23 protein-coding genes are annotated in these 23,089 nt (G+C 39.3%); 10 read left to right on the top strand and 13 right to left on the bottom strand.

Annotated elements, in window-relative coordinates; translation table 11 throughout:
* Positions 1 to 25: 25 nt before the first annotated feature.
* Positions 26 to 439, top strand: coding sequence for a nucleoside diphosphate kinase regulator (gene rnk / locus ACE3G9_RS05845; RefSeq protein ID WP_417878893.1), 414 nt, complete (start codon positions 26 to 28; stop codon positions 437 to 439).
* A gap of 80 nt (positions 440 to 519) precedes the next feature.
* Here rnk and ACE3G9_RS05850 read toward each other — a convergent pair whose 3' ends face one another.
* From ACE3G9_RS05850 to ACE3G9_RS05870, 5 genes are all read right to left on the bottom strand, one after another.
* Positions 520 to 1,338 (bottom strand): PTS sugar transporter subunit IIA, encoded by an 819-nt coding sequence (locus ACE3G9_RS05850; protein WP_417878894.1) that lies wholly within the window; start codon positions 1,336 to 1,338, stop codon positions 520 to 522.
* Positions 1,328 to 1,636, bottom strand: a complete 309-nt coding sequence (locus tag ACE3G9_RS05855) for a PTS fructose transporter subunit IIB (protein WP_417878895.1) — start codon at positions 1,634 to 1,636, stop codon at positions 1,328 to 1,330. The genes ACE3G9_RS05850 and ACE3G9_RS05855 overlap by 11 nt, the downstream gene beginning before the upstream one ends.
* Positions 1,637 to 1,719: 83 nt before the next feature.
* A complete protein-coding gene (locus ACE3G9_RS05860) occupies positions 1,720 to 3,972 on the bottom strand; it encodes a zinc/cadmium/mercury/lead-transporting ATPase (RefSeq protein ID WP_449218663.1) in 2,253 nt (750 codons plus the stop codon).
* Between the two features lie 144 nt (positions 3,973 to 4,116).
* Entirely contained in the window at positions 4,117 to 4,923 is an 807-nt protein-coding gene (gene yidA / locus ACE3G9_RS05865) for a sugar-phosphatase (RefSeq protein WP_449218664.1), read from the bottom strand.
* Between the two features lie 82 nt (positions 4,924 to 5,005).
* Positions 5,006 to 6,673 (bottom strand): DUF2813 domain-containing protein, encoded by a 1,668-nt coding sequence (locus ACE3G9_RS05870; protein WP_417878898.1) that lies wholly within the window; start codon positions 6,671 to 6,673, stop codon positions 5,006 to 5,008.
* A gap of 272 nt (positions 6,674 to 6,945) precedes the next feature.
* Between ACE3G9_RS05870 and ACE3G9_RS05875 the strand changes: the two genes are divergently transcribed.
* Together ACE3G9_RS05875 and ACE3G9_RS05880 are read left to right on the top strand one after the other, a co-directional pair.
* Positions 6,946 to 8,679, top strand: coding sequence for a bifunctional metallophosphatase/5'-nucleotidase (locus ACE3G9_RS05875; RefSeq protein WP_417878899.1), 1,734 nt, complete (start codon positions 6,946 to 6,948; stop codon positions 8,677 to 8,679).
* A gap of 281 nt (positions 8,680 to 8,960) precedes the next feature.
* The gene (locus ACE3G9_RS05880; RefSeq protein ID WP_417878900.1) at positions 8,961 to 9,914 is read left to right on the top strand and encodes a TerC/Alx family metal homeostasis membrane protein; all 954 of its coding nucleotides are present in this window, start codon (positions 8,961 to 8,963) and stop codon (positions 9,912 to 9,914) included.
* 117 nt (positions 9,915 to 10,031) lie between these two features.
* Here the strand turns inward: ACE3G9_RS05880 and moeA are convergent, their stop codons facing one another.
* Positions 10,032 to 11,291, bottom strand: coding sequence for a molybdopterin molybdotransferase MoeA (gene moeA / locus ACE3G9_RS05885; RefSeq protein ID WP_417878901.1), 1,260 nt, complete (start codon positions 11,289 to 11,291; stop codon positions 10,032 to 10,034).
* A 226-nt stretch (positions 11,292 to 11,517) separates the two neighbouring features.
* On the opposite strand from moeA, the gene folE reads away from it, so the two are divergent.
* The gene (gene folE / locus ACE3G9_RS05890; RefSeq protein WP_417878902.1) at positions 11,518 to 12,201 is read left to right on the top strand and encodes a GTP cyclohydrolase I FolE; all 684 of its coding nucleotides are present in this window, start codon (positions 11,518 to 11,520) and stop codon (positions 12,199 to 12,201) included.
* Positions 12,202 to 12,295: 94 nt separating this feature from the next.
* Here folE and arfB read toward each other — a convergent pair whose 3' ends face one another.
* A complete protein-coding gene (gene arfB / locus ACE3G9_RS05895) occupies positions 12,296 to 12,709 on the bottom strand; it encodes an alternative ribosome rescue aminoacyl-tRNA hydrolase ArfB (RefSeq protein WP_089122903.1) in 414 nt (137 codons plus the stop codon).
* 136 nt (positions 12,710 to 12,845) lie between these two features.
* On the opposite strand from arfB, the gene ACE3G9_RS05900 reads away from it, so the two are divergent.
* Together ACE3G9_RS05900 and ACE3G9_RS05905 are read left to right on the top strand one after the other, a co-directional pair.
* Positions 12,846 to 13,433, top strand: a complete 588-nt coding sequence (locus ACE3G9_RS05900) for a beta-phosphoglucomutase family hydrolase (RefSeq protein WP_417878903.1) — start codon at positions 12,846 to 12,848, stop codon at positions 13,431 to 13,433.
* A 73-nt stretch (positions 13,434 to 13,506) separates the two neighbouring features.
* Positions 13,507 to 13,755, top strand: a complete 249-nt coding sequence (locus ACE3G9_RS05905) for a DUF3297 family protein (RefSeq protein ID WP_237295763.1) — start codon at positions 13,507 to 13,509, stop codon at positions 13,753 to 13,755.
* Between the two features lie 229 nt (positions 13,756 to 13,984).
* On the opposite strand, the gene ACE3G9_RS05910 is transcribed toward ACE3G9_RS05905, so the two are convergent.
* Together ACE3G9_RS05910 and ACE3G9_RS05915 are read right to left on the bottom strand one after the other, a co-directional pair.
* A complete protein-coding gene (locus ACE3G9_RS05910) occupies positions 13,985 to 14,458 on the bottom strand; it encodes an FKBP-type peptidyl-prolyl cis-trans isomerase (protein WP_417878904.1) in 474 nt (157 codons plus the stop codon).
* 9 nt (positions 14,459 to 14,467) lie between these two features.
* Positions 14,468 to 15,094, bottom strand: coding sequence for a thioredoxin domain-containing protein (locus ACE3G9_RS05915; RefSeq protein WP_449218665.1), 627 nt, complete (start codon positions 15,092 to 15,094; stop codon positions 14,468 to 14,470).
* A gap of 197 nt (positions 15,095 to 15,291) precedes the next feature.
* On the opposite strand from ACE3G9_RS05915, the gene ACE3G9_RS05920 reads away from it, so the two are divergent.
* The gene (locus tag ACE3G9_RS05920; RefSeq protein WP_449218666.1) at positions 15,292 to 16,317 is read left to right on the top strand and encodes a S1 family peptidase; all 1,026 of its coding nucleotides are present in this window, start codon (positions 15,292 to 15,294) and stop codon (positions 16,315 to 16,317) included.
* A 68-nt stretch (positions 16,318 to 16,385) separates the two neighbouring features.
* Here ACE3G9_RS05920 and ACE3G9_RS05925 read toward each other — a convergent pair whose 3' ends face one another.
* Positions 16,386 to 16,886 carry a CreA family protein gene (locus tag ACE3G9_RS05925; RefSeq protein ID WP_417878907.1) on the bottom strand — a complete coding sequence of 167 codons (501 nt, stop codon included), beginning with the start codon at positions 16,884 to 16,886 and terminating at the stop codon, positions 16,386 to 16,388.
* A 215-nt stretch (positions 16,887 to 17,101) separates the two neighbouring features.
* On the opposite strand from ACE3G9_RS05925, the gene ACE3G9_RS05930 reads away from it, so the two are divergent.
* From ACE3G9_RS05930 to ACE3G9_RS05940, 3 genes are all read left to right on the top strand, one after another.
* Positions 17,102 to 17,647, top strand: coding sequence for a flavodoxin (locus ACE3G9_RS05930; protein WP_417878908.1), 546 nt, complete (start codon positions 17,102 to 17,104; stop codon positions 17,645 to 17,647).
* A gap of 126 nt (positions 17,648 to 17,773) precedes the next feature.
* Positions 17,774 to 18,424: a 6-phosphogluconate phosphatase gene (yieH, locus tag ACE3G9_RS05935; protein ID WP_417878909.1), complete on the top strand. Its 651-nt coding sequence runs from the start codon at positions 17,774 to 17,776 to the stop codon at positions 18,422 to 18,424.
* Between the two features lie 814 nt (positions 18,425 to 19,238).
* Positions 19,239 to 20,534, top strand: coding sequence for a DEAD/DEAH box helicase (locus tag ACE3G9_RS05940; protein ID WP_449218667.1), 1,296 nt, complete (start codon positions 19,239 to 19,241; stop codon positions 20,532 to 20,534).
* A 33-nt stretch (positions 20,535 to 20,567) separates the two neighbouring features.
* Here the strand turns inward: ACE3G9_RS05940 and ACE3G9_RS05945 are convergent, their stop codons facing one another.
* The 3 genes from ACE3G9_RS05945 to ACE3G9_RS05955 form a co-directional block, all read right to left on the bottom strand.
* On the bottom strand, positions 20,568 to 21,284 hold the full coding sequence (locus tag ACE3G9_RS05945; protein ID WP_449218668.1) for a TetR/AcrR family transcriptional regulator: 717 nt from the start codon (positions 21,282 to 21,284) through the stop codon (positions 20,568 to 20,570).
* 194 nt (positions 21,285 to 21,478) lie between these two features.
* Entirely contained in the window at positions 21,479 to 22,492 is a 1,014-nt protein-coding gene (ltaE, locus tag ACE3G9_RS05950; RefSeq protein ID WP_417878912.1) for a low-specificity L-threonine aldolase, read from the bottom strand.
* Between the two features lie 23 nt (positions 22,493 to 22,515).
* Positions 22,516 to 23,037, bottom strand: coding sequence for an NUDIX hydrolase (locus ACE3G9_RS05955; protein ID WP_417878913.1), 522 nt, complete (start codon positions 23,035 to 23,037; stop codon positions 22,516 to 22,518).
* Positions 23,038 to 23,089: the final 52 nt, after the last annotated feature.

Genomic DNA, 23,089 nt, shown 5'->3' on the forward strand with positions numbered 1-23,089 from the left:
CCATGTCATTATTAATGAGGTAGAAATGAAAAGCAGGCCGGAAATAGTACTATCATCGCTTGATTCAGAAAGGTTGTACTCTCTCATAGATTCTTTACCAAAAAATAGCGTGCCCGGTATCGAAGAGTTGGAAGATGAACTTAGCCGTGCGAAGATCGTAGAGCCTAACGAAATACCAGCAAACATTGTTACAATGAATTCTACTGTACGCTTTTTTGTTGAATCCAGTCAGAAAGAATTTGAGTTAACTTTAGTTTATCCAAAAAATGTAGCCTCAAATGGAAAAACAATATCCATTTTAGCTCCTGTAGGGAGCGCATTATTGGGGCTTTCAATCGGTGATCAAATTGAATGGCCAAAACCAGGTGGTGATTTTCTAAAAGTGAAGATCACAGAAATCACTTATCAACCAGAAAGAGCTGGCGATTACCAAATGTAAACTTAACCATTTAAAGCATTCGGACGCAGTATAGCTGCGCCGGTGCTTTAGGATGCTTTACTCCTCTCGATATTTAAGCGTTATTTATCCAACTTCATAAAACAAGTGATGATGGCTTGTAGTTCCGAATGGTGCCTATGCTGGCAGATAAATTGATTAATTTCGTAATTCACTAAAGCCGTTGCTAAGTGCCTTACTGCCAATAAGGTCTGTTTACTTGCATCAATAGGTAGCATTACAGCAATGATATGAGTGACTGGTGGGAAATGGCTTCCCCAATCTACAGGCGTGTTGGTGGTTAATATAATCAGTTGTGGTTTATCTATTGCAGCATTAAGTAGATGAGGCAGAGCAACGCCATTGGTCATCGCTGTCGAAGATAAGGCTTCCCGCTTTTTCAATGCTTCTTCTATCACTTGGCTATCTTGATTTTGAGTTAGCTGAGAGAGTCTTTTTAAGCAATATTGTTTCTGAAACAATTGGTCTATTTGATCGGTATCTTTTTGTGCGGTATACAACGTAGTATAAAGCTTGGTAAAGTTGTTTAACTCTTTTTCAATATCAAAACACTGGATTTGGAATAGGCTGTTATTGGACATGGTAGGAGCGTTGGTAGCTTGAGTTTCAATTACAAAGCAATCTGTTTGCAAGAAGGTGATTAATTGCGACTGATATTGCTCGGCACCTTCACCAGTTAATAGCAGTTGGCAAAGCTCAAAAGGTTGAAACCCTAACGTCATTGCGCTGAGGTAGTCTTTGACATCGACCTGTTGTATGGATTGCACTTGAATTAAAGTGACACTACCCACAAAAGGTTTTACTTGTTGATGAATCCCTTTTATCAACCAGGTTGGTAGCCCAGTTGAACCTAAGTAGAAGGTAATACGTTTATTTTGCATGAGCTATGCAGCGCTGAATGAGCGCATCTGGATCGGTGAGCACATCTTCGATAGAGACTTGAATGGTTTGAGTTTGTTCAAATCGTTCCGCTTGTTCTATTTCAATATCGGATGCGATCAAAACCACTTGTGCTAAACTGATGTCTTTGTAAGTCAGTTTATTATCTATCCCCATTGCCCCCTGTGTTTCTACATGAATATTGATTTGAGCTTGTGCGGCAGATTTAACCAGTGCCTCAGCCGCCATGTAAGTGTGCGCGATTCCAGTTGGGCAAGCAGTAACAGCAACGATCTTCATCGGCTTTCCTATTCGATAACGTTAATCCGCACATCATACTTCTGAGGCACTAACTTTCAACTTGTTTTATTTCAAGCTTTTATCTAATCGATGTTTTTAGGCTCAAACCTCAACAATCTTAATGCATTCAACGTTACTAGGGCGGTTGCGCCACTATCTGCCAATACGGCAACCCATAATCCAGTGATACCAAGTAGACTAGTGACAAGAAAGACCGCTTTTAACCCTAGTGCTAAAGTGACATTTTGACGAATGTTGGCAAGGGTTGCTTGAGATAATTCAATCATCGCAGGGAGTTCGGTTAAGCGATTATGAGTGAGTGCTGAATCGGCGGTTTCTAGTGCCACATCGGTGCCGCCACCCATTGCCACGCTGACACTTACCGCCTTCATGGCAGGAGCATCATTGATACCATCACCAACCATTGCGACTTGAGATTGCTGCGCTAATTGCTCCACAAAAGTCACTTTATCTTGTGGTAGTAGGCTGGCTTTGTATTCCATTGATAGTTGACTACTGATCGCCTCGGCACTTCTCGGATTATCACCGGTAAGCATGATTGAGCGGATACCGAGTTTATGCAGCGCTTTAATCGCCTGTTTTGAATCGCTTCTTAATGTATCTTGCCAAGCAATAATACCCATCGCAGTTTGATTATTTAGGATAACCACTACCACGGTTTTGCCCTGTGATTCAAGTTGTTCTACTTGCAGTAAAGTTTCTGCATCTAAAGGTAATTTCATTTTTGATGGCGACATAATTTGAATAAGCTTCCCATCAACTTCCCCTTGAACGCCGACCCCAGATAGCGTCTGTTTATTGCTTGCTTCTGGAATGACAATACTTTGAGCTTCTACTTTACGAATGAAAGAGGTAGCGAGTGGGTGGCTAGAGCCTAGTTCAACCGCACTGGTATAACGCATCAGATCTTTTTCATTGGTGCCATTTAAGCCAATAATATCGGTAACATCAGGTTTCCCTTGAGTAAGTGTACCGGTTTTATCAAACGCCATGATTTCCACTTTGCCTAATTGCTCTAATGCTGCTCCGCCTTTAATTAGCGCGCCACGACGAGCGGCAGTAGCGAGCCCAGACGTAATGGCTGCAGGGGTTGAAATCACAAGGGCGCAAGGGCAGGCAATCAGTAGCAATGCTAAACCGCGATATACCCATGTTTCCCAAGGTTGAGCAAATACCAGTGGTGGCGTAATGATCACGGCTAAAGCGACCAGCATCATTAGCGGGGTATACCAACGGCTGAATTTATCTAAAAATCGCTCTAAAGGAGCTTTGCGTGATTCAGCATCTTCAATTAAATGTAAGATGCGGTCGATGGCATTTTCACCTTGCTTCGATGTGATCATAAAGCGCACAACGCGATCGGTCGCAATGGAACCAGCCATTACGTTGTCACCTTTTTGGTGTTCAACCGGAATAGATTCACCGGTTAATGCACTTTCATCAAAACTGGCGCTATTATCTTGAAGTTGGCCATCAGCGGGTAGGCGCGAACCAGGCGATACTTCAACAATATCACCCGGTTGGAGTGATGCAGCAGCTACAGTAACTCTTTCATCATTAACGATTTTAGTCGCGTTTTCTGGCACTAATTCCATTAAGCTTTGTACGCCGCTACGTGCTCTGGATGCCGCGAAGGCTTCTAAACGTTCACCAATTAAAAAGAGTAGTAACACCATCGCTGCTTCTGCGGTTTCACCTAGATATAACGCGCCGAGAGCAGCAACACTCATTAATGTTTCAATCGCGAAAGGTGTGCCTGATTTGGCCAGATGAATGGCTTTTTTACCAATAGGGTATAAACCGACGAGGCAAGTTAATGTAAATATCCACTGGCTAATTTCGGGTGACCATATTTTAGCAAGTGCGCCAATCAGCATCGCAGCGGCAATACTAATAATTTGTAGATTGTCTTTAACAATATTCGCCGGTTTGTTATTGGCGTTTTCTGATGTCGGTGAGCTTAAATTATTTAAGGTAAAGCCAGCATTTTGACAAGCTTGTTCAATTTGTTGAGTAGTTGCAGGCTGGGTGAAACTGACGAGTAGCTTTTCTGTTGCAAATAGTACTTGTACTTTGTCTACGCCAGCGATTTTCGCGATCGCTTTTTCGATTTTTTGTGCGCACGATGGGCAATCCATACCGAAAACTTTCCATGATTCAAGCTGACCATTCGCTGTATTATCCTGAGAGTTCTGCGGAGCTTGCTGTTCGTTATTAGTATGGCAGTTACTTGAAGAGCAACAGTTTTTATCCTGCTCGACTAAAGGTTGTATTGCTGAGATTGAGTGAAGTGTTTTTATATTATTCGTCGTCATAACCAAGCTCCATTAAGGCTGTTATGATAAGAATACACCTTGGAGTACACTCTAAGGTCAAGGTTAAATTTTATTATTTACAAACAAACGCACTAGATAAAGATAACCTAGTGCGTAGCATAAGCTTATGGTTAACAAGTTAAGTTAATTGAAGACAAACTTCTCAATGGCCATAGCAACGCCATTATTTTCGTTCGTATCAGTGACATAATCTGCAATGTGTTTGGTTGCTTCTGTCGCATTTCCCATTGCAATACCTAAACCAGCGTACTTCATCATGTGATGATCATTCTCAGCATCACCTATTGCCATCACTTCTGATGCCTTAATACCTAAGTACTCCGCTAAAGCTTGTACCCCTGTGCCTTTATCGCTGGTTGGGTTTAAAAATTCTAAAAAGAAAGGGGTGCTACGGACAATTGTGAATTGTTGGTATAATTGAGCCGGTATTTGTTGTATCGATTGTGTCAGTTTTCCTTCTTCTTCAACCATCATCACTTTTAAAATGGGATCAGCGTCATTGAGAGTTTCAAAAGGGCGCTCAGTTAATGTAATGCCATTGATTTCCGATTCATGATTAGTGTACGGATTAGATTGAGGGCTAATTAAACCTTGCTCAAGAGAAAAAGCATGAATGAAAACATTTAAGCGTTGTGCCCAATGATTTAATAGTTTTGCATCTTTTCCGGTAAGAATTTCTTGGCGAATCATGGTATTGCTTGCTACGGTTTGAACTAATGAACCGTTATAGCTGATGACATAATCACTATCTTGAATCATACCTAATTCATTAAGAGCCGCACGCATACCATCCAGCGGGCGTCCTGATGCGAGTACAATATGAACACCTTGTTGTCTTGCTTGGGCAATGGCTTGCTTATTGTGCTCAGAAATTTTGCCAGAACTATTTAATAGCGTTCCGTCCATATCGATAGCGATAAGTTTGTACATTGAATCGAATCCTTACAGCGAGAGAGGCAATAGTAGTATTCATTTTATCGCTGTAATATTACCATTTAATTATTGCCCCTCGTTAATTATTTCCGCTAGCCATCGTCATCACTCGTTTTAAAATCCAGCGGAGTAGTAGTGGGATTTTCTCTGGTCCATGTTCTTCACAGTATTCAACAATCCCCAATGCAAGATCGGGTTTAGCATGTTTTTTTACCGCTCGTTGCACAATCTTTTTCGCAGGAATAGGGTGATCTGCGGTGATGTGTACCATGCCACGGAAAAACTCTTCAAAGCCATTATGATATAAGAAGTGTTCGATATCTCGGTCAGGTAACTCAGTTAATCGGTGTTTTTCCATATCTTGGGCGAGTTGGGTTCTTACCGTGGTGGCGTATTTTTTACCCGCAGGATCGCCATCGACAACTACATGCCAATCTATATGTAACGCTTTCGCCATTTTGATTAATGATTTCAAACCAGATTGCGCAAATTCAATAATTTGCACGCCTTCTGCTGCTAGGTTATAACCATAAATTTTTGCTAATTCATTGAACAACCAGACTTCAGTTTCGCCTTCGACCAATAACCAACAGCGAGCAAATAAAGCATTAGGGCGATGAAAACGAATGTGAAAGCTGATCCGCCTGAGATCATCTCGGTTAAGTTGATGTTCGTGAATGCTATAAGCTTGTGTCATATCTGATTGGCGAACGAGTCGACGAATCGATGAAAGGGGAACCACGCTAAGTAACATTCCACTATTGGTGGTAAGGATTTTTTGCATTGGAATGAGTTGCAGTATTTCCCACGATTTCAATAAATTGGTTGGGTGCAGTCGGCCTTCGGGATCTTCTAAGATCAAGATAGGCCTTGCCATGGTGCTTATGGTCGCATTACCTTTGGCTTGTAAGAAAGCATTCAGTAGTCCCATGAGTAATAATTTGCTTTGTTGATTTTTACTTTTACGCAGGATTTTTATTAAGCTGGTTTGGTCTTCTGACGAAGGATGTTCTCCACTGAACAAGTTTTCCCTTGGTTCTATTTTTTGTTGGGTAACATGCCGCTCAAAAGAGAAGTAGTGTTCGATCAAATCTTGCATTGCATTAATGGTACTTTTCAATTCACCTTTGTTTACATGGCCGGGCATCGCCAGTAATCGGCGGTAGGTGTTATTAATGCGTTTTTCTGTTTTGTCATTGATTGGATTTTCAAGATGCTGTTCTCGGTGGTGCGGCGCCATCGGTATACGCCTTGCATCACGCAAACGAATGACGGGATGTACACGAGATAGCTCCATCGCTAATTTATGAGCATCATTTAACTTGAGAGGGTTGCCTTGGTGATCTAAAAACTGGTATTTAGTGTCAATTTTAAGTTCACTTCGTGAAGCACTCAGTTGATAGATACAGATTTTACAGGGCTGATTGTCAATATCTTTATCATCTTGCCAAACTGGCTTGAGCTTACGATAACGAATGTTTCTATGTTCATTTGGTTGAGAGGTGCGCCAACGAGTAATGATTTGAATCTGCTGAGTTTGTGGCTGAGATTGAGCGTAATCGACATGGAAATCTTCAAGTTCAAATTGATATCGTTGATTTGTGGTTGGCAAGGCGATGCACAACGCATCTAGTAATGATGATTTACCCCAAGTATTTTCACCGAGTAGTGTGGTCATTTCGTTTAAGCTTAAGGAAAGACGTTTAATGCCTCGAAAGCCAAGGATTTCAATTCGGTCTAGTATCATTAATCGCTCCTTTCTCTAGACCAACAATAAGGTAAGTGAAGCGGCTGAGAAAAAGTTGGCCTTCGAGTGTAGAGTATAGGATTGAATGGTGCTAAACGTTTGTATTTATCACATTTTTTATTAATACGCTTTCTTGAGCAAATGAAATCATGATCGAATATGAAATATTCATAGTTTTGTCATCATTCAAGCAGTAAAATCTACTCAAGTAACTTAACTGGCTAGTCAGGTTTTAAAACTGTGTCGGTTAAACAATTAAAAACAGAGGTATAATGACCCAAAAGAATAACCAAGCCGTTAGCTTAATTTTAGCTCATATCAATGACACGCATTCCTATTTTGAACCTAGTTCGTTACAACTTGAGCTGAATATTGAACAGCAGCAACTAAAACCTTACGTCAGCGCCGGTGGTTTTGCTCGCATTGCGACTCGTACTCAACAACTGAGAGCACAAGCTCAACAACAAAATTTAGGGTTTCTATTTCTGCACGCAGGTGACTGTTTCCAAGGCACTCTATATTTCTCGCTATTTAAAGGGCGGGCTAATGCCGAGTTACTCAATGCGTTAAACATTGATGCAATGGCACTCGGTAATCACGAATTGGATATGGGTAATGAGCCGGTAGCGCGATTTTTAACACGTATCGAATTTCCGTTGCTAGCAGGAAACTGGGATGTGTCGAATGAGTCAAATAATAAGGCGATTCGTGTCAGTGACTCATCGAAGCTAGTTCCTTATCAAGCAAGCTCTCAACATGCCGGATGGATCACCAAGCAAGTGCAGGGTGGTGAGGTGGCTATTTTTAGTTTGGCACTCGATAAGATGGCGGATATTTCAAACCCTGATCAAGATACGCCATTTATCAATTCTATCGATGTTGCTAAAGCGACAGTAAAAGCAATTCATGTTCAAGGTATCAAAAATATCATTCTGCTTAGCCACTTAGGCTATGAAGCGGATTTAGAGCTAGCCAAACAAGTTGAAGGTATTGGTATTATTGTTGGAGGACACTCTCATAGGTTACAGGGTGACTTTTCTGATGTTGGACTGGCAAAAGATGATGACTACGGTCAGTGCATTAACGGTACTTATGTTGTGCAGGCCGGCTACCATGCGCTTTCGATGGGGCACAGCGAAATTACTTTTGATGCTAATGGCAAAGTGATTGCTTTTAATGGTAAGAATGAATTGTTACTAGGCAGACGTTTATGCTTAGATGCCACGCTTTCGGATGCTTATCAAGATAATTTTCATGCAAAAGCGAGTGATTATTTACGCCAACACCAACACATTGTAATTTGTAAAAAAGATCCGCAAGTGCATTTAATTTTATTGAATAAATACATCCCACGTGTACGTAAGATGCAAGAAACCATTGTGGCACAAACTGACTCATCATTAAGACACGTGCGTATTCCTGATCAAGATGGCCCAAGTGTGTTAGCGCCATTGGTCGCAGAATCATTCGCTTTTATGATGAAACAACAAGGCTATGCGGTTGATTTTGCGATTCATAATGCCGGTGGTGTGAGAGCTTCATTGAACCCTGGTAACATTACTATTGCGGATATTGCCGGGAAATTATTGCCATTTGCGGTACCGATTGGTGTCTATGAAATTCAAGGTTGTTATTTAGCTGCCATATTAGAAGGTGCGATCAATAATGCTTTGAATAACGGAGTAGAAGGTACAGGTTCTGGCAGTTACCCTTATGCTCATAACCTTGACTTTAGTTATATTGCAGACAATCCATTGGGAAAAAGAATTGTTAATTTACGTATTTTTTCTATTGATGAGCAATGGAAACCAATAGAACAAGAACGATGGTATAAAGGTACCTCATCAGCCTATACCATGAAAGGCAAAGAGGGTTACGATGCCATTTTAAATATGCATAAATATGGCAAGGTGACACACTTCTCGATGGCAGATTGTTTCTCAGAATTTTTACAAAATAATCCTGAGCGAATTCAACAATTAAATACGACTTATTGTCAGAATTAACGTATTCATAAAATAGTGCTTGTAGGTCAACCTACGACAGAGTAAATTGATTGCGTTTGGGGAGTAGTCAGTGAGAATTTGCTTGTCGTCATCTCGAAGTAGGCCACGTTAGCGTGATAGATCTATTTCCGGTAAGCAAAGGTGGTTTTCCACTCTGACGAGACCAACGCACATAGTTTGAATATCAGGACAAATACTAAGTATGAGCCTGATGTTTTTTCATATTGTGCGGATGGTCTGAATGCCCCCATTCATTTCTATCCGCCATTTAAGGATCAGAAATGCACGTTACAACCTATGCTTATTTTGGTTTACTTACCGTACTGATGTTAGCCCTAGATGTTTGGCAAACACGTAATGGCAATGTCACCATTAAAAAAGCCGCTATATGGAGCCTGCTTTGGGTTTTATTCGCTTTACTATTCTTCGTTTCTTTATATGAGTTTTGGCCAGTATTCGAACCGGATAGTGCCTATTCTGCCCATGATGCTGCGACAGCATTTCTAACTGGCTATTTACTCGAAAAATCCCTCAGTGTTGATAATCTATTTGTCTTTGCCTTAATTTTTGGTCGTTTTGTGGTGCCTCAAGAATTAAGACCGAGAGTATTATTGTGGGGTGTAATTGGCGCGTTATGTTTACGTGCCTTGATGATTGCGATTGGGGCTGAATTATTAGAAGCCTTCCATTGGGTATTGTACTTATTTGCTTTCTTTCTAATTTGGACCGGGTATCAACTAAGTAAACCAGAAAGTGATGATGAGGAAGAGTTGAATTCTTTCCCTGAGCGAATGGTACGCAAACTTTTCAGAGTGACGGAAAGCTATCAAGGCACTAAGTTATTCACCCGTGATCATTTAGGTTTGATGGTGACACCTTTGTTAGTTGTTGTGGCAGTAATCGCAATGACTGACGTACTGTTTGCTTTAGACTCAATACCTGCAATTTTCGCGGTGACCCAAGAACCATTTTTGGTGTTAACGGCGAATGTGTTTGCATTACTAGGATTGCGCTCTTTGTATTTTGTTCTAGAAGGTATGCTTGATAAGTTCGTTTATCTACGTCCGGCATTAGCGTTTATCATGATATTTATTGGTATCAAGATGCTATTAATTGGCACGCCGTGGGCCATTCCAACGATGGTATCCTTGGTCGTATTATTAACGACCATGACTGTCGCAGTGATTGCCTCAATTATGAAAGAGAAAAAGCTCAAAAAGTTAGATATAAAGTAACCCATCCGCTTCCTCTGTTCTGTGTTTCATTCGGGGGATAGCCAAAAAAAGCCGAAGCAATGTATTATCGCTTCGGCCTTGTTATCTAAGCATATACTTCAAGTAAGAAAAATATGCTTAATAAAAACTTGGGTTGAATAATTGGATATGAACCGTTTCACCTGCTTCAACATGACCACGATCTTGCTCTAATACAACAAAGCAATTGGCTAGGCTCATTGAACGAAATGCACCAGAACTTTGATTACCTGTTGTCGATACCTCAAGTGTACCCTGTTCAGTGATTGAGAAAATACCACGTTGAAAATCAGTTCGACCCGGAACTTTTTTGAAGCGTGTTCGGCTAACCGCAGGAATACTTGTTTGTGGCTGCCATTGGCTGTAGCCTGCTAGCTTCGCTAATAGCGGTTGAACTAGAATATAAAGTGTTAATACCGCCGATACTGGGTTACCCGGTAAGCCACAGAATAGGGCGCTCTGACGTTCTTCTGTTTCTAACAACTGACCAAAAGCAAACGGTTTGCCCGGTTTCATGGCAATTTTCCAAAAACCTATTTCACCTAATTCATCTAAAATTTCTTTCGTGTAATCGGCTTCTCCGACACTTACACCACCTGATGTGATCACAACATCCGCTTGAGATTGTGCTTGTTGAAAGGCTTGTTTAAGTTGTTCTTTATTGTCAGGAATCACGCCTAGATCAATCGCTTCACAGCCGAATTTTTCAAGCATTACTTTAATGCCATATCGGTTACTGTCGTAAATTTCACCGGCTTGAAGTTTTGTTCCTAAAGGTTTTAATTCATCGCCAGTTGAAAAAAAGGCCACTTTGGGCTGCTGGAATACCGAAACACTTGGGATACCGAGTGTGGCGATCATCGGAATATCTCGAGAGGTTAGTTTATGACCTTTTGGTAAAACTAATGCACCTTGTTCGATGTCATCGCCAGTTGGTCGAATATTCTGTTGCGGTTTAACCGGAAGTGCTTGTGTGAAGTCAACAAGATCGCCATTCACTTCGGCTTGCTCTTGCATGATCACAAGATCACAACCTTGCGGGATTTGTGCACCTGTCATAATTCGAATGCAAGTACCTTGTGGCCATTCACCTTCAAATGGAATACCAGCAAAAGATTTTCCTGCTAATGGTAGTTGCGTAGTCGACTCCAAATCGTTAGCACGTAAGGCGTATCCATCCATTGCCGAGTTATCAAAAGGTGGGACATTGATTGGTGAGTGGATGTCTTCACTTAAAACATGTCCAACAGCTTGATCAAGAGATAAATCTGTCACCAACGAAATTGGTGTAATTGATTCAAGCATGTTTGAAATGGCAGTATCAATTGGCATTAAGCCCGGAGTGTCGCAGCAGCCCATATTCAATATTCCTAATCATTTTCATCGTTTAATGGAGCTCATTATCCCTAAATTTGAAGTGATATGAAATGACAACCGACAAGAAACTTATTTTTGGTTGAAATTGTCGAAAGAGCACATTCAATTTAGGGATGTATTTTTTATTAAGAACGAGTATCCTTATCTGCCTTGTATAGGTTGTAGGCACTATACACAGGAATCAAGTCCTTGGAATTGGAGAAATCAAATGGCAAATTTGGATACACACGCAATAGTAAATTCTGAGCTAAGTGAAGCGGCATTATTAGTTCAAAAGGCTTTAGCTAAACGTGGCATTGAAACTCCTATGTATCCGAATGATGTATCAAGAGAAGAGAAAAAAGAACGTATTGAATATCATATGCGTGAAATTTTGTCTCTACTTGAGCTTGATCTTGCTGATGATAGTTTAGAAGAAACGCCACGCCGTATTGCTAAAATGTACGTAGATGAACTTTTCTCAGGCCTTGATTATAAAAACTTCCCTAAGATCACTGTGATTGAAAATAAAATGTCTTGCAGTGAAATGGTGCGTGTAAAAGATATTACCGTTACTAGTACTTGTGAGCATCACTTAGTGACGATTGATGGCCTGGCGGCGGTGGCTTACATTCCAAGAAGTAAAATTATTGGCCTGTCTAAAATTAACCGTATTGTGCGCTTTTTTGCACAGCGCCCACAAGTTCAAGAACGCATGACGCAGCAGATTTTAGTGGCACTACAAGCCTTGTTAGAAACTGATGATGTTGCAATAACCATGGATGCAACGCATTACTGCGTGAAATCGCGTGGGGTGATGGATGCCACTAGCGTAACGACAACAACAGCTCTAGGTGGAATATTCAAATCAAACCCAGCTACACGCGCTGAATTTTTACATGGGTTAAGATAATTAGTTTATTTACTTTAAATTACATCCTCAAATAAACAGAAAAGCCGCTATTTTTTAAGCGGCTTTGTTGTTTCTGGAATTTGATAATGTGAAACTAAACGTTGACTTTACCACGTAACTTCTTGGTTTGACCACGCATAACTTTTTTATCAGTACGCTTGCGTTGCGAAGATTTAGATGGAGCAGTCGCTCGACGCACTTTATCCACTTTCGCCGCATCTAAAATCATCTGTTTTAAGCGTTCGAGTGCATCTTCACGGTTTTTTTCTTGAGTTCGAAATTGCTGCGCTTTAATCACAATCACGCCATCTGTAGTGATTCGCTTATCTTTTAATTCGAGTAGTCTTTGTTTATAGAATTCTGGAAGCGATGATTTATTAATATCAAAGCGCAGATGAATCGCAGAGGAGACTTTGTTGACGTTCTGACCGCCAGCCCCTTGAGCTCTAATAGCCGTTAATTCTATTTCCCAGCTTCCTAGCTCGACATTATTGGATATTTTTAACATAAATTGACCATTAGCTCACAGATTTTGTGGATTTAGTTATCGAATTGTTAATTGCATCGGTGGTATGCTTGCCGAATATACCCCCAAGTGATTTCAAGATGCGAGTTTCAGCAAAAATAAAACAAGAGAGGCACGTATGGCAGTAGATGTTTCTAGTTATAAAGGCTTAATTTTCGATATGGATGGCACCTTAATTGATACCATGCCTTCACATCTACTCGCATGGAAACAAACGGCGGAAGCATTCAATTTCCCGTTTGATGCAGAATGGATCCACAGCCTAGGTGGAATGCCAACTCAGAAAGTCGCGTTGTTATTGAATGAACGATATCACATTGATATCAATCCTCAAAAGGTTGCTGAAATGAAAACTGGTTTGTTTGCTGGTTTGATTGAGGATGCCAACATCATAAATTGCACTTATGACGTCCTAAAACAATTCTACGGTCAAAAAAAGCTGGCGATTGGAACGGGCAGTAATCAACAAAATGCACTGAGATTATTAGAGCATAATAACTTATTGCCATTAATAGATATCGTCATTACAGCTGCTGATGTTAAAAACCACAAACCTAACCCCGATACCTTTTTATTAGCAGCTGAAAAATTAGGTTTATTGCCTAGTGAGTGCGTCGTTTTTGAAGATACGGAAATAGGGCGACAGGCTGCTTTGTCTGCGGGAATGGCATGTATTATGGTGGTTAATGGTCAGCTAATTGCCTAATGGTAAATACATTATTGAGGTGTTTGTCTACTTAGGTATACAATGGCGCACTTTTAAAAACTAGGTCAAAATAATGAGCGATACTAATTCAACTCCAGCTTTACCTGATCACCTTTCTGGTAACCCTCGCAGCCCACATTATGTTGCGGAATGTTTTGAGCAACCGATTGGTATCCGTCTTAATGGTAAAGAACGGACTGATGTAGAAGAATACTGTGTTAGTGAAGGTTGGGTGAAAATTGCATCACCGAAAGCAAAAGATCGTTTTGGTCAGCCAATGTTGATTAAATTAAAAGGTGAAGTTGAAGCATTTTATAAGTAATACCAATCAAATTAATTAGATGATCAGAAGTTGCGAAGGAAAAAGCCTTGAGAACAAGGCATAAAATTTGGATAAGTAGTTGCTCTACAATCAAGATTTATAACGTAGTTATCGAGGCTTTTAACAAGCAAGAATGTTCAGATAATTAGTGTGATTGGTATAACGTACGCTAAAATTGAAAAATGCAATACAGTCTCTGGTATTGCATTTTTTGTATCTGTAGTAAGGGTTAATCTAAGATTTCGAGTAGTTCGACATCAAAAATTAGTGTCGCACCTGCTGGGATTGGACCTGAGCCACTTTTTCCATAAGCGATATCATAAGGAATAAATAGACGAACCTTTTCACCTTCTACCATCAATTGTAGGCCTTCTTGCCAACCTTTGATCACTTGATTAAGTTTAAAACTAATTGGTTCTCCACGCTTATAAGAACTATCAAACTCAGTGCCATCTAACAATGTACCTTGATAATGAACTTTAACTTGGCTCGTTGCAGTAGGGTGAACGGTGCCATTACCTTCTTTTAGCACTAGATATTGCAAGCCACTTTCGGTTTGAATGACACCTTCACGTTGGCTATTTTCCTCTAGAAATTGTTTACCTTGTTCAATATTCACTGCTGCATGTTTTTGATTATTAATGTTGCGATAAATGAAGAATGCAACAAACAATAAAATGATGATAGGAAGTATGATTTTCACGTTAGTTCCTTAAGGTTGTTTGAGTAGAAAATTAATAGTGTGTGCGATTTCCTCGATGTCTTTATGACCGCCAACCAGTACTTCATATTTACCGTTAACAACAAAGGTTGGTACTGAATTAAATTTACCTTGTTTGCTGATTTCCATTGCTTGGTCTAAATAACGGAAGAGTGCTTTTTGTTGTAAGTCATCAAAACTATAAGGGCTGCTCATGTGACGAGAGGTGAAGACTTGATCAATGACTTGTTTTTGTTTTGAAATTGTTGAACCTTCACCTAATTGAATCGCTGCAAATAAATCTTTCATCATGCCTTCATCAGGCTTGTGATTCAATTGCATTACCGCGGCATAATAAATTAAGGCTGCTACTTGTGCTTGATTGTTAAAAGTCACGTGTACTTTGCCAATATCTTGTCCTGTCAGCTTTTCTAGATCAGGAATTGAAGCTTCCATATTTCGACAATGTCCACAAGTTAAAGAAAAAACTTCAGTAACAGGGAGTACTTCCGGTTGAGTTAATGGTGCTGTGAGTTGTTGATATTGCTTACCTTGTTTAGGCGTGTCGGAGTCAGAACATCCGGCAATAAAAAAGGCAATAACAGTCAGTAAAATGATGTTTTTTAATATTTTTAACATGATGCTCTTCGGCGTTAGGTTAGGTAAATAGATAGCAATTAACTACGTAAAAATATAGAACTTGTAAGAGATGAAAAGTTCCAGAATAAATAAAACTTCTTTTTTATCAATGTGTTCTTAAGTGGTATAAAAGTATACAAATCAACCATAGCTTAGCGTAAACTTGTTCATAATATCGATGGATTTTGTTGGATTTTATGAATAAAAAATTTTTAAATATGGAACGAAAATTAAATCACTTACTTACATTAAGTGTCTTCGCAGTATGTGGCTTTTCCTCTTTACTTCATGCGCAAGACACGACTCCAATCATGCCATACATCATCAATGGCAATACGACTTCAACCTCATCATTTCCCTATATAGGAGTATTAATCACAGATAGTGTGACTGATAACAAACGTACCGTAACTCGTTTTTGTGGTGGTACTTTGCTCAATGAACAATATGTGTTAACTGCTGCTCATTGTCTATATACCGATACCCCATCCAAGTTTAAAAATTTAGCGGTGGTATTTAATGTTAATGATGTTGAACAAGATATTTTCAATCAGGAAAACACTTATGCCGCAAAGGAGGTGTTTTATTACGATGCTTACAACACCACAACTTTTCAAAATGATATCGCTATTATTAAATTAGAGTTTACGGTCCCTGAAAATATTGTTTCTTCGAACAGTTACGTAACTGAAGCACCAAATGAAAGCTATCGAGTTGATGGTCAATTATTTACCGTTATAGGTTATGGTAAAACAGGACCACAAGCTGACAGCGCCAATTCTTTAAAAGAGGTTCAAGTCGAATATTTACAACCTGAGCAATGTAAGCAGAACTTTAATGTTTCTGATAAGCAAATTTGTGTAACTGGTGAAGAAAAAAATAACTTACATTCTGGTGTTTGTGGCGGAGACTCTGGTGGGCCATTATTGTATGAAGATAATGGACAATCATATCAAGTTGGGATCGTGAGTTTCGGCCCTAAAGAATGTGGCGATCTTAATGTGGCGACTCAAAGCGTTTATACTGAAGTTTATGATTATGCTGATTGGATAGCTAACGTACTAAATGGTAATGAAATTCCTAAATTTGATGTTACTAAACTAAAAGAAGATGACAACAATGAATCTGATTCTTCAGGAAGCAGTGGTGGGACGTTAAACTTCATTTGGTTAGCAGTATTGTTATCACTACTGATCTTTAGAAAGAAAACGAATACAAAGTAGTCATAAAAAAGCAGCGAATATCTTTATGTTATTCGCTGCTTTTTAGCAATTTTCTAGGTTTAACGTTTTTAGCCGTTATTTTGTTTGGCTATTTTTTCAGCTTCAATTTGTGCTGGTGTTTTGTAAGCTTTCGTTTTCCAAAGAGGTACTGTTGATAGGCTATGTTTGTAACTACCTTGAATTTCTTTGGTACTGTATGAAAGATATAACAAGGTTTGTGAACTTTGGTCATAAATGCGGCGTATCTTCAAAGTTTTAAATAACACACTTTTCGACTTTTTAAAGACCACTTCGCCTGACTTCGATTTATCAATTTTAGCTATCATGTCTGACGTTATTTCGCCGGTTTGACGACATGAAATCCCCATATCAGAAGGGTCAGCAAAATCTAAATTGGCTTCTACATTAGAGATATGGCAAGTAACACCCGTCACAATAGGGTCAGATAACACTTCAATTTTAATGTCTTTGGTGGTGAAAATTCCCAAAGAGACATCTCCCACTTCATTTTTATCACAAGCAGTAAGTGACAGTGTAATGGCAGATAAAAGCACAAGTTTCTTTATCATGTTCCTTTCCTTTGGAATAAATCAGTAGTTGTTCATCGAAAAAACATTTAATAATAGTTAAAGTCTATCATAGCCCATCTATAGTAATGAAAAATAAATTCAATGGCTTGCTATCACTAGCCCCTATAGTCTTGAGCTGTTAGGATGACATCATTCGTACGGTTAAAATCGTACTCACGTGTTCAAAGCGGCAACGAATGTCGCTGAGGTAAAATATGCAATCTCAAATCGACAGTTATATTTCGTCTAAAAATCATTGGCTATCTCAACAAGTTGATGTCGAGTATCCGACACCAGAAAGTATAATGGGACGAAAGCTATATTTAGAAGCTCAACAAAATATAAAATATAACGTATCTGAGATTGAATCATTACTAAGTAACAAAGCTAAGCTAAGTAACAAAGTAGGGTTGGATATTATTGAAGTCGATTTTCATCGATTAACCATTATATTTTCAGTTCTTCAAGCATCCCAACTGTCCAGTGACCCAGAAGAGCAAGGGCTTATTATCGAGTTTCTTACACAAATAATTCTCGATGACGAATATCAACTCTTCTTAGGGTTTGATAATGGTGAAGCCGTTTCAGCTCTGATTTGTAAAACTGATCTCGATGATCACGTTGCAGTTTTAACCGATATTGTCATTTCAGAAAACGCTCAAGGTTCATTTGAGATGAAGGATTTTTCATCAGATGTTTTACAGTATTTAATATCAAAATCTATGATAATACATACGGTTATTCACCCTGATTGGGTATAAATAGTGATCTTGTTATAATTTTTAAATTTTAATTCTGTTTGAGATAACACAAAATTTAATCGATTCTGTCCTTTTTTAGATAAACATCGACACTGAATATATTGAAATAAAAGAATAGGTGCGATGATGGATACGGATAAGATAAAATGTGTCATCTTTGACTGTGATGGAACATTAGTCGACAGTGAACGTTTATGTTGTCAAGCGCTGGTAAACGTGTTTGCAAGTTATGGTGCCGACATTAGCTTTGAACAATGTATGAACAATTTTCAGGGTGGAAAAATGTTCGATATATTGAAAGACACCAGTCAAGCCGCAGGTTTAAGTATTCCTATGGAAGTGTTAGAACCTAAATACCGTGAACAAGTAAAACAACTTTTTGATGAACAACTTCAACCCATTCCACATGCAAAACAGACCGTCGAATATTTGACTCAAAAAGGCATTGCTGTTTGTGTGGCTTCTAATGGACCACAAAGTAAAATGCAACATTCTCTTGCACTAACAGGAATGCTGCCTATTTTTGAAAATAAGATTTTTAGTGCTTTTGATATTAATAGCTGGAAACCAGACCCTGATCTATTATTGTTTGCTGTTATGCAAATGGGATTCTTGCTTGAAGAGTGTATGTTTGTTGATGACACCGAGAATGGTGTTTACGCGGGTATTAATGCGGGATTGAAGACAATTTATTATTCTCCCGTTGGTAGTAATATAGATGCTCCACAAGTAACAACGGTCAAGTGTCTAACTGAATTACAGCGATGGTTTAGTTAACTTCCTTTTCAACTAAACCGTAGTAATAAGTCTGATGAAATATCTGAAAAACCTTTATCGATAAGTACAGAGACTAATGCAGGGTAGGAACGGATTTTATAAGGTGGACTTCCAAGTTAGTTGTTTTTGGTAATCTGTTTTTAATTTCTATTGGAACTGGCCCACATTCAACGCAAATCAATACGTCCTGATCTTCTGACAGCAAAAATTCATCACTTGAACAAATTGGGCAGCAGCTAATTTCCGAATCCTCGTAAAGAGAGGTATCGTTGTTGTTTTTCTTCATTATAAATCCCTCTTTTATCTTTATACAGTATGCGCATATCAATAAAAGTGTGCATAAGTTTCCTGTTATTGAGCGGTAATAAAGCGACTGGTTTACAGCAACCCACTTTAACTTTAGCACTCAGTTACATTGTATTAAGATAAGTGTCGCAAAAATCAAATAGTCAAGGTTGGCAGTATACTTAACTATGATTCAAAATGTTTATTTAATCACCAGATCATACCAGTTATAAATGTCACTTGGATATAAGGAATAATCTGAATTGTTTAGCGCACCCACATATTAATAGCACCTTTACGCCCTTGAAAGAATGTCACACCGTAGCCTTAGAATGGGGCCTTTAAATGATTATGGTGGCGCTTTAATCGCACATTATGAAGAGTTACATGCGGTGTTCTTTCAGTTTTATCCTGATGTGCTTAGTAATACAAGAGTTTCATCGATAAACATCAACAGTCGTGAGCTTAAGTTTGATAGAATAAACGCCTCAGTTTAGTTTCATTTTTTATTTATCGTATTAGGCTCTCTATGTCGTTTGTAACCTTAGGTTTATCTCCCCAAATTTGCCAAACCTTATCGGATCTTGGCTTTAAAACGCCAACAGATATTCAACAACAAGCCATTCCCCAAATATTAGAAGGCAAGGACGTGCTTGCTAGTGCACAAACCGGAACAGGGAAAACGGCTGCGTTTGGTTTGCCTATCATTCAACAGTTATTAGATAGAAATAATAATTTAGGTAGCCCTGATTTAAATGGAAACAATAATATTGCTGAGTCTGAAGACCATCCGCAGAAAAAAACGTTTGGGGCAGCCGTTAAAGCATTGATTTTGACCCCAACACGAGAGCTCGCTCAACAAGTCTACGACAATCTTGAATCTTATAACCAAGGTTTGAAAATTGTCGTGGTTTATGGCGGAACCAGCATGAGCGTGCAAACTAAAAACTTAAACGCTGGGGCTGATATTGTAGTGGCGACTCCTGGCCGTTTACTTGACCATCTTTTTGTTGGCAATTTACACTTACAGCAAACTCAAACACTAGTACTGGATGAAGCCGACCGCATGATGGATATGGGGTTTATGCCGGATCTACAACGAATCTTGCGCCGAATGAGCCAAGAAAAGCAGACATTATTCTTCTCGGCAACCTTTACTAAGCGCATTCGAGAAGTGGCTTATAATCTGCTCAATGATGCGGTTGAGATCCAAATTGCTTCGGAAAATAGCACTGCAGAAACCGTGGAACAAATAGTCTACCCGGTGAATAAATCGCGTAAACGGGAGCTTCTGTCTTACTTAATTGGCTCTAGAAATTGGCAACAAGTTTTGGTATTTGCTAAAACAAAGCAAACTTCGGATGTGTTAGCCAAAGAATTAAAGCTAGATGGTATTGAGGCGGCGTCTATCAATGGTGATAAAAGCCAAGGCGCAAGACAAAAAGCATTAGATGATTTTAAATCGGGCAAAGTAAGAGCGTTGATTGCTACCGATGTTGCAGCTCGTGGATTAGACATCCAACAACTACCACACGTAGTTAACTATGAATTACCTTTTCAAGCAGAGGATTATATTCACCGAATAGGAAGAACTGGACGAGCAGGAGAGAAAGGCCAAGCAATTTCCTTAATGTGTCCACAAGAGCAATACTTATTAGATGCGATTGAAACCTTGCTTGATACACGCTTACCTCAGCAATGGCTGCCGGGCTATGAGCCTACATTTGAAGAAGAGGAGACTCAAACCAAACGTCGTCGTTCTTCAGAAAAGAGAAAGCTAAAAGCAAAATTGAAGATACACAGTTCTCGAGGTAAACGTCGATAATAGCTATTGCTTATTAATATCTATTGGTTACCACTACCCATCAGATTTTTTGGGTGGCGGTACAATAATCTCATCTAAACAACTTGGTGACTCAATAAATTCATTAGCAATATATAGCTGGCTTGCCAATATTCGACTAAATTGTTGCCAATGAGCAAATAGCGCAGATTGACGATCGTCAGATTCAAATGCGTGTAGCATCAAAGGGTCTAAAGTACTCGCCGCATGAGAGTACATTGAAACTTGCCAACGTAACGTCTTAGACGTAAGTGGGGAATTGGGATGATCTTGTTTAAACGCTTGTATTAAACCATCAATCAGTTGATTATTTTTACGACTTGGCTCTAAGAAGTAGCTCACCATATTTTTTTCTTGTTGAACTGCATCGGCGAGGAAGGAGGTGGCACGTGAATCATGTAAGCTGCAAGCTAGAACACGATTCATCAACATATATAACTGAACATTTTCCGGTAGGTTTTGTGGCAGAGAGTCAATGATGTATTGAAAGTGCTCTTGAAAGTATTGATAGAGATGATCACTAATATGCTGCCAAATCTTCTCTTTGCTACCAAAGTGATAACGCAGCAAACTATGAGATACATTAGCTCGCTCACTGATTTGACGTAGGGATACTTTTTTATAGCCATATTGACAAAAAAGCTCCGCAGCAATATCTAAAATGGCTTTTTTGGTCTGCTTAGCTTCTTGAGCGGAGCGGCGACCTTGCTTTTTTTCAGTGACAGAGCTCAATCTACTACCAACATCGTTATTTAGTGTTTATTCAACCAATATTTCTTTGTCATTATATACCGAAGTAAGAAAATTCTTCAGCTATTTCACGGGGAGATGCGCTATAAGTTATAGCGTTAAATAAGGCATAACATTAAAAATTAAGTAGGTGTGAACATGCCTACTTAATTTATATGCACACCTATCTATTCCACCTAATCCGCAGTAATAAAACGACGAATACGTTCTATTAAGATATCAACATCACTGGCTTGAACATCATTGTGTAAAACAAAACGGAGAGGGTTTCCGAGGCTAATAATAATGCCTTCTTTCTTCAACTGAGATTGCATGGCATGTGTATCAATATGTGGCGCTAATTTAGCAAAGACAATATTGGTTTGTACATGATCTACGTTAATATTAAAGCCATCTAATTCAGATAAACCAATCGCCAACCTTTTAGCATTATTATGATCGGTTTGTAGACGGTTGACTTGTTCTGTTAACGCAATTTTACCCGCAGCCGCCAAAATGCCAGCTTGACGCATACCGCCACCAAGCATCTTACGAATACGTCGTGCTTTGGTGATGAACTCTTTGGTACCTAATAGAAGTGAACCCACCGGAGCGGATAGTCCTTTTGAAAGACAAATTGTCATAGAATCAAAATGACAAGCGATCTCTTTGATATCAACATTTAATGCCACAGCAGCGTTATAAACACGAGCACCATCTAAATGGAGTTGTAAGTTATGACGTTGAGTAAATTCACGAGCTTGACGTAAATAGTCAAGCGGCAGTACTTTGCCATTAATGGTATTTTCCAAGCTTAATAGCTTAGTTTGTGCAAAGTGAATATCATCGGGCTTAATCGCTTGTTCAAGCTTTGTAAAACAAAGCGTCCCATCGGGCTCATTCTGGATTGGTTGAGGTTGAATCGAACCGAGCACCGCTGCGCCGCCGCCTTCAAACTTATAGTTATGAGCTTGTTGACCACACAAGTACTCCTCACCACGACCACAATGAGACATTAAGCCGAGTAAGTTAGCTTGTGTTCCTGAACTAGTAAAAATTGCGGCTTCAAAACCATGACGCTCTGCTGCCCAGATTTCTAAAGCATTAATTGTAGGGTCATCCCCATATACATCATCGCCTACAATTGCATTTGCCATCGCGATACGCATCGCTTCCGTAGGTTGAGTAACCGTATCTGAACGAAAGTCCATATCATTTCCTTAAAATTAAATAGCTAAACTAAAAAACCACACAGTTTTGCTTTGCTTAAACACGCTATGGTTTTTCCATCGGTGATCTCATCAGTTTTGATCCAGTTCTCAATATCATTTAATGAAACCTTAATGACATTAATCACCTCATCATCATCTGGTGATAACGATTGATTCGGAGATAAGCCTTTAGCAACAAATAAATACTGAATCTCATCACAGAATCCTGCTAGAGGTGAGCATTGTCCCAAAGGTTTAAAATGTTGAGCGCTATAGCCGGTTTCTTCAATTAATTCTCGTCTTGCACATTCTATTGGGCTTTCATTATCTTCAATGGTTCCGGCTGGAAGTTCTAAAATCCATTTATTTAATGAGGGACGAAATTGTCGTAGTAATAAAATATTACCATCATCCGTAATAGGTAAAATAACCGCCGCGCCAGGGTGGATAATTGTGGTATGACGAATAGACTTGCCATTAGGCAGATCCACATCAATCTCCGCCAATTGAATATTTTTCCAACGGTGTAAAACAGTATGGTTCATAATGATTACTCATATGTACTTGCGAGATTAAATGCAGGTTACCAAAAGGATT

Source organism: Vibrio sp. E150_018 (genome assembly GCF_053544035.1).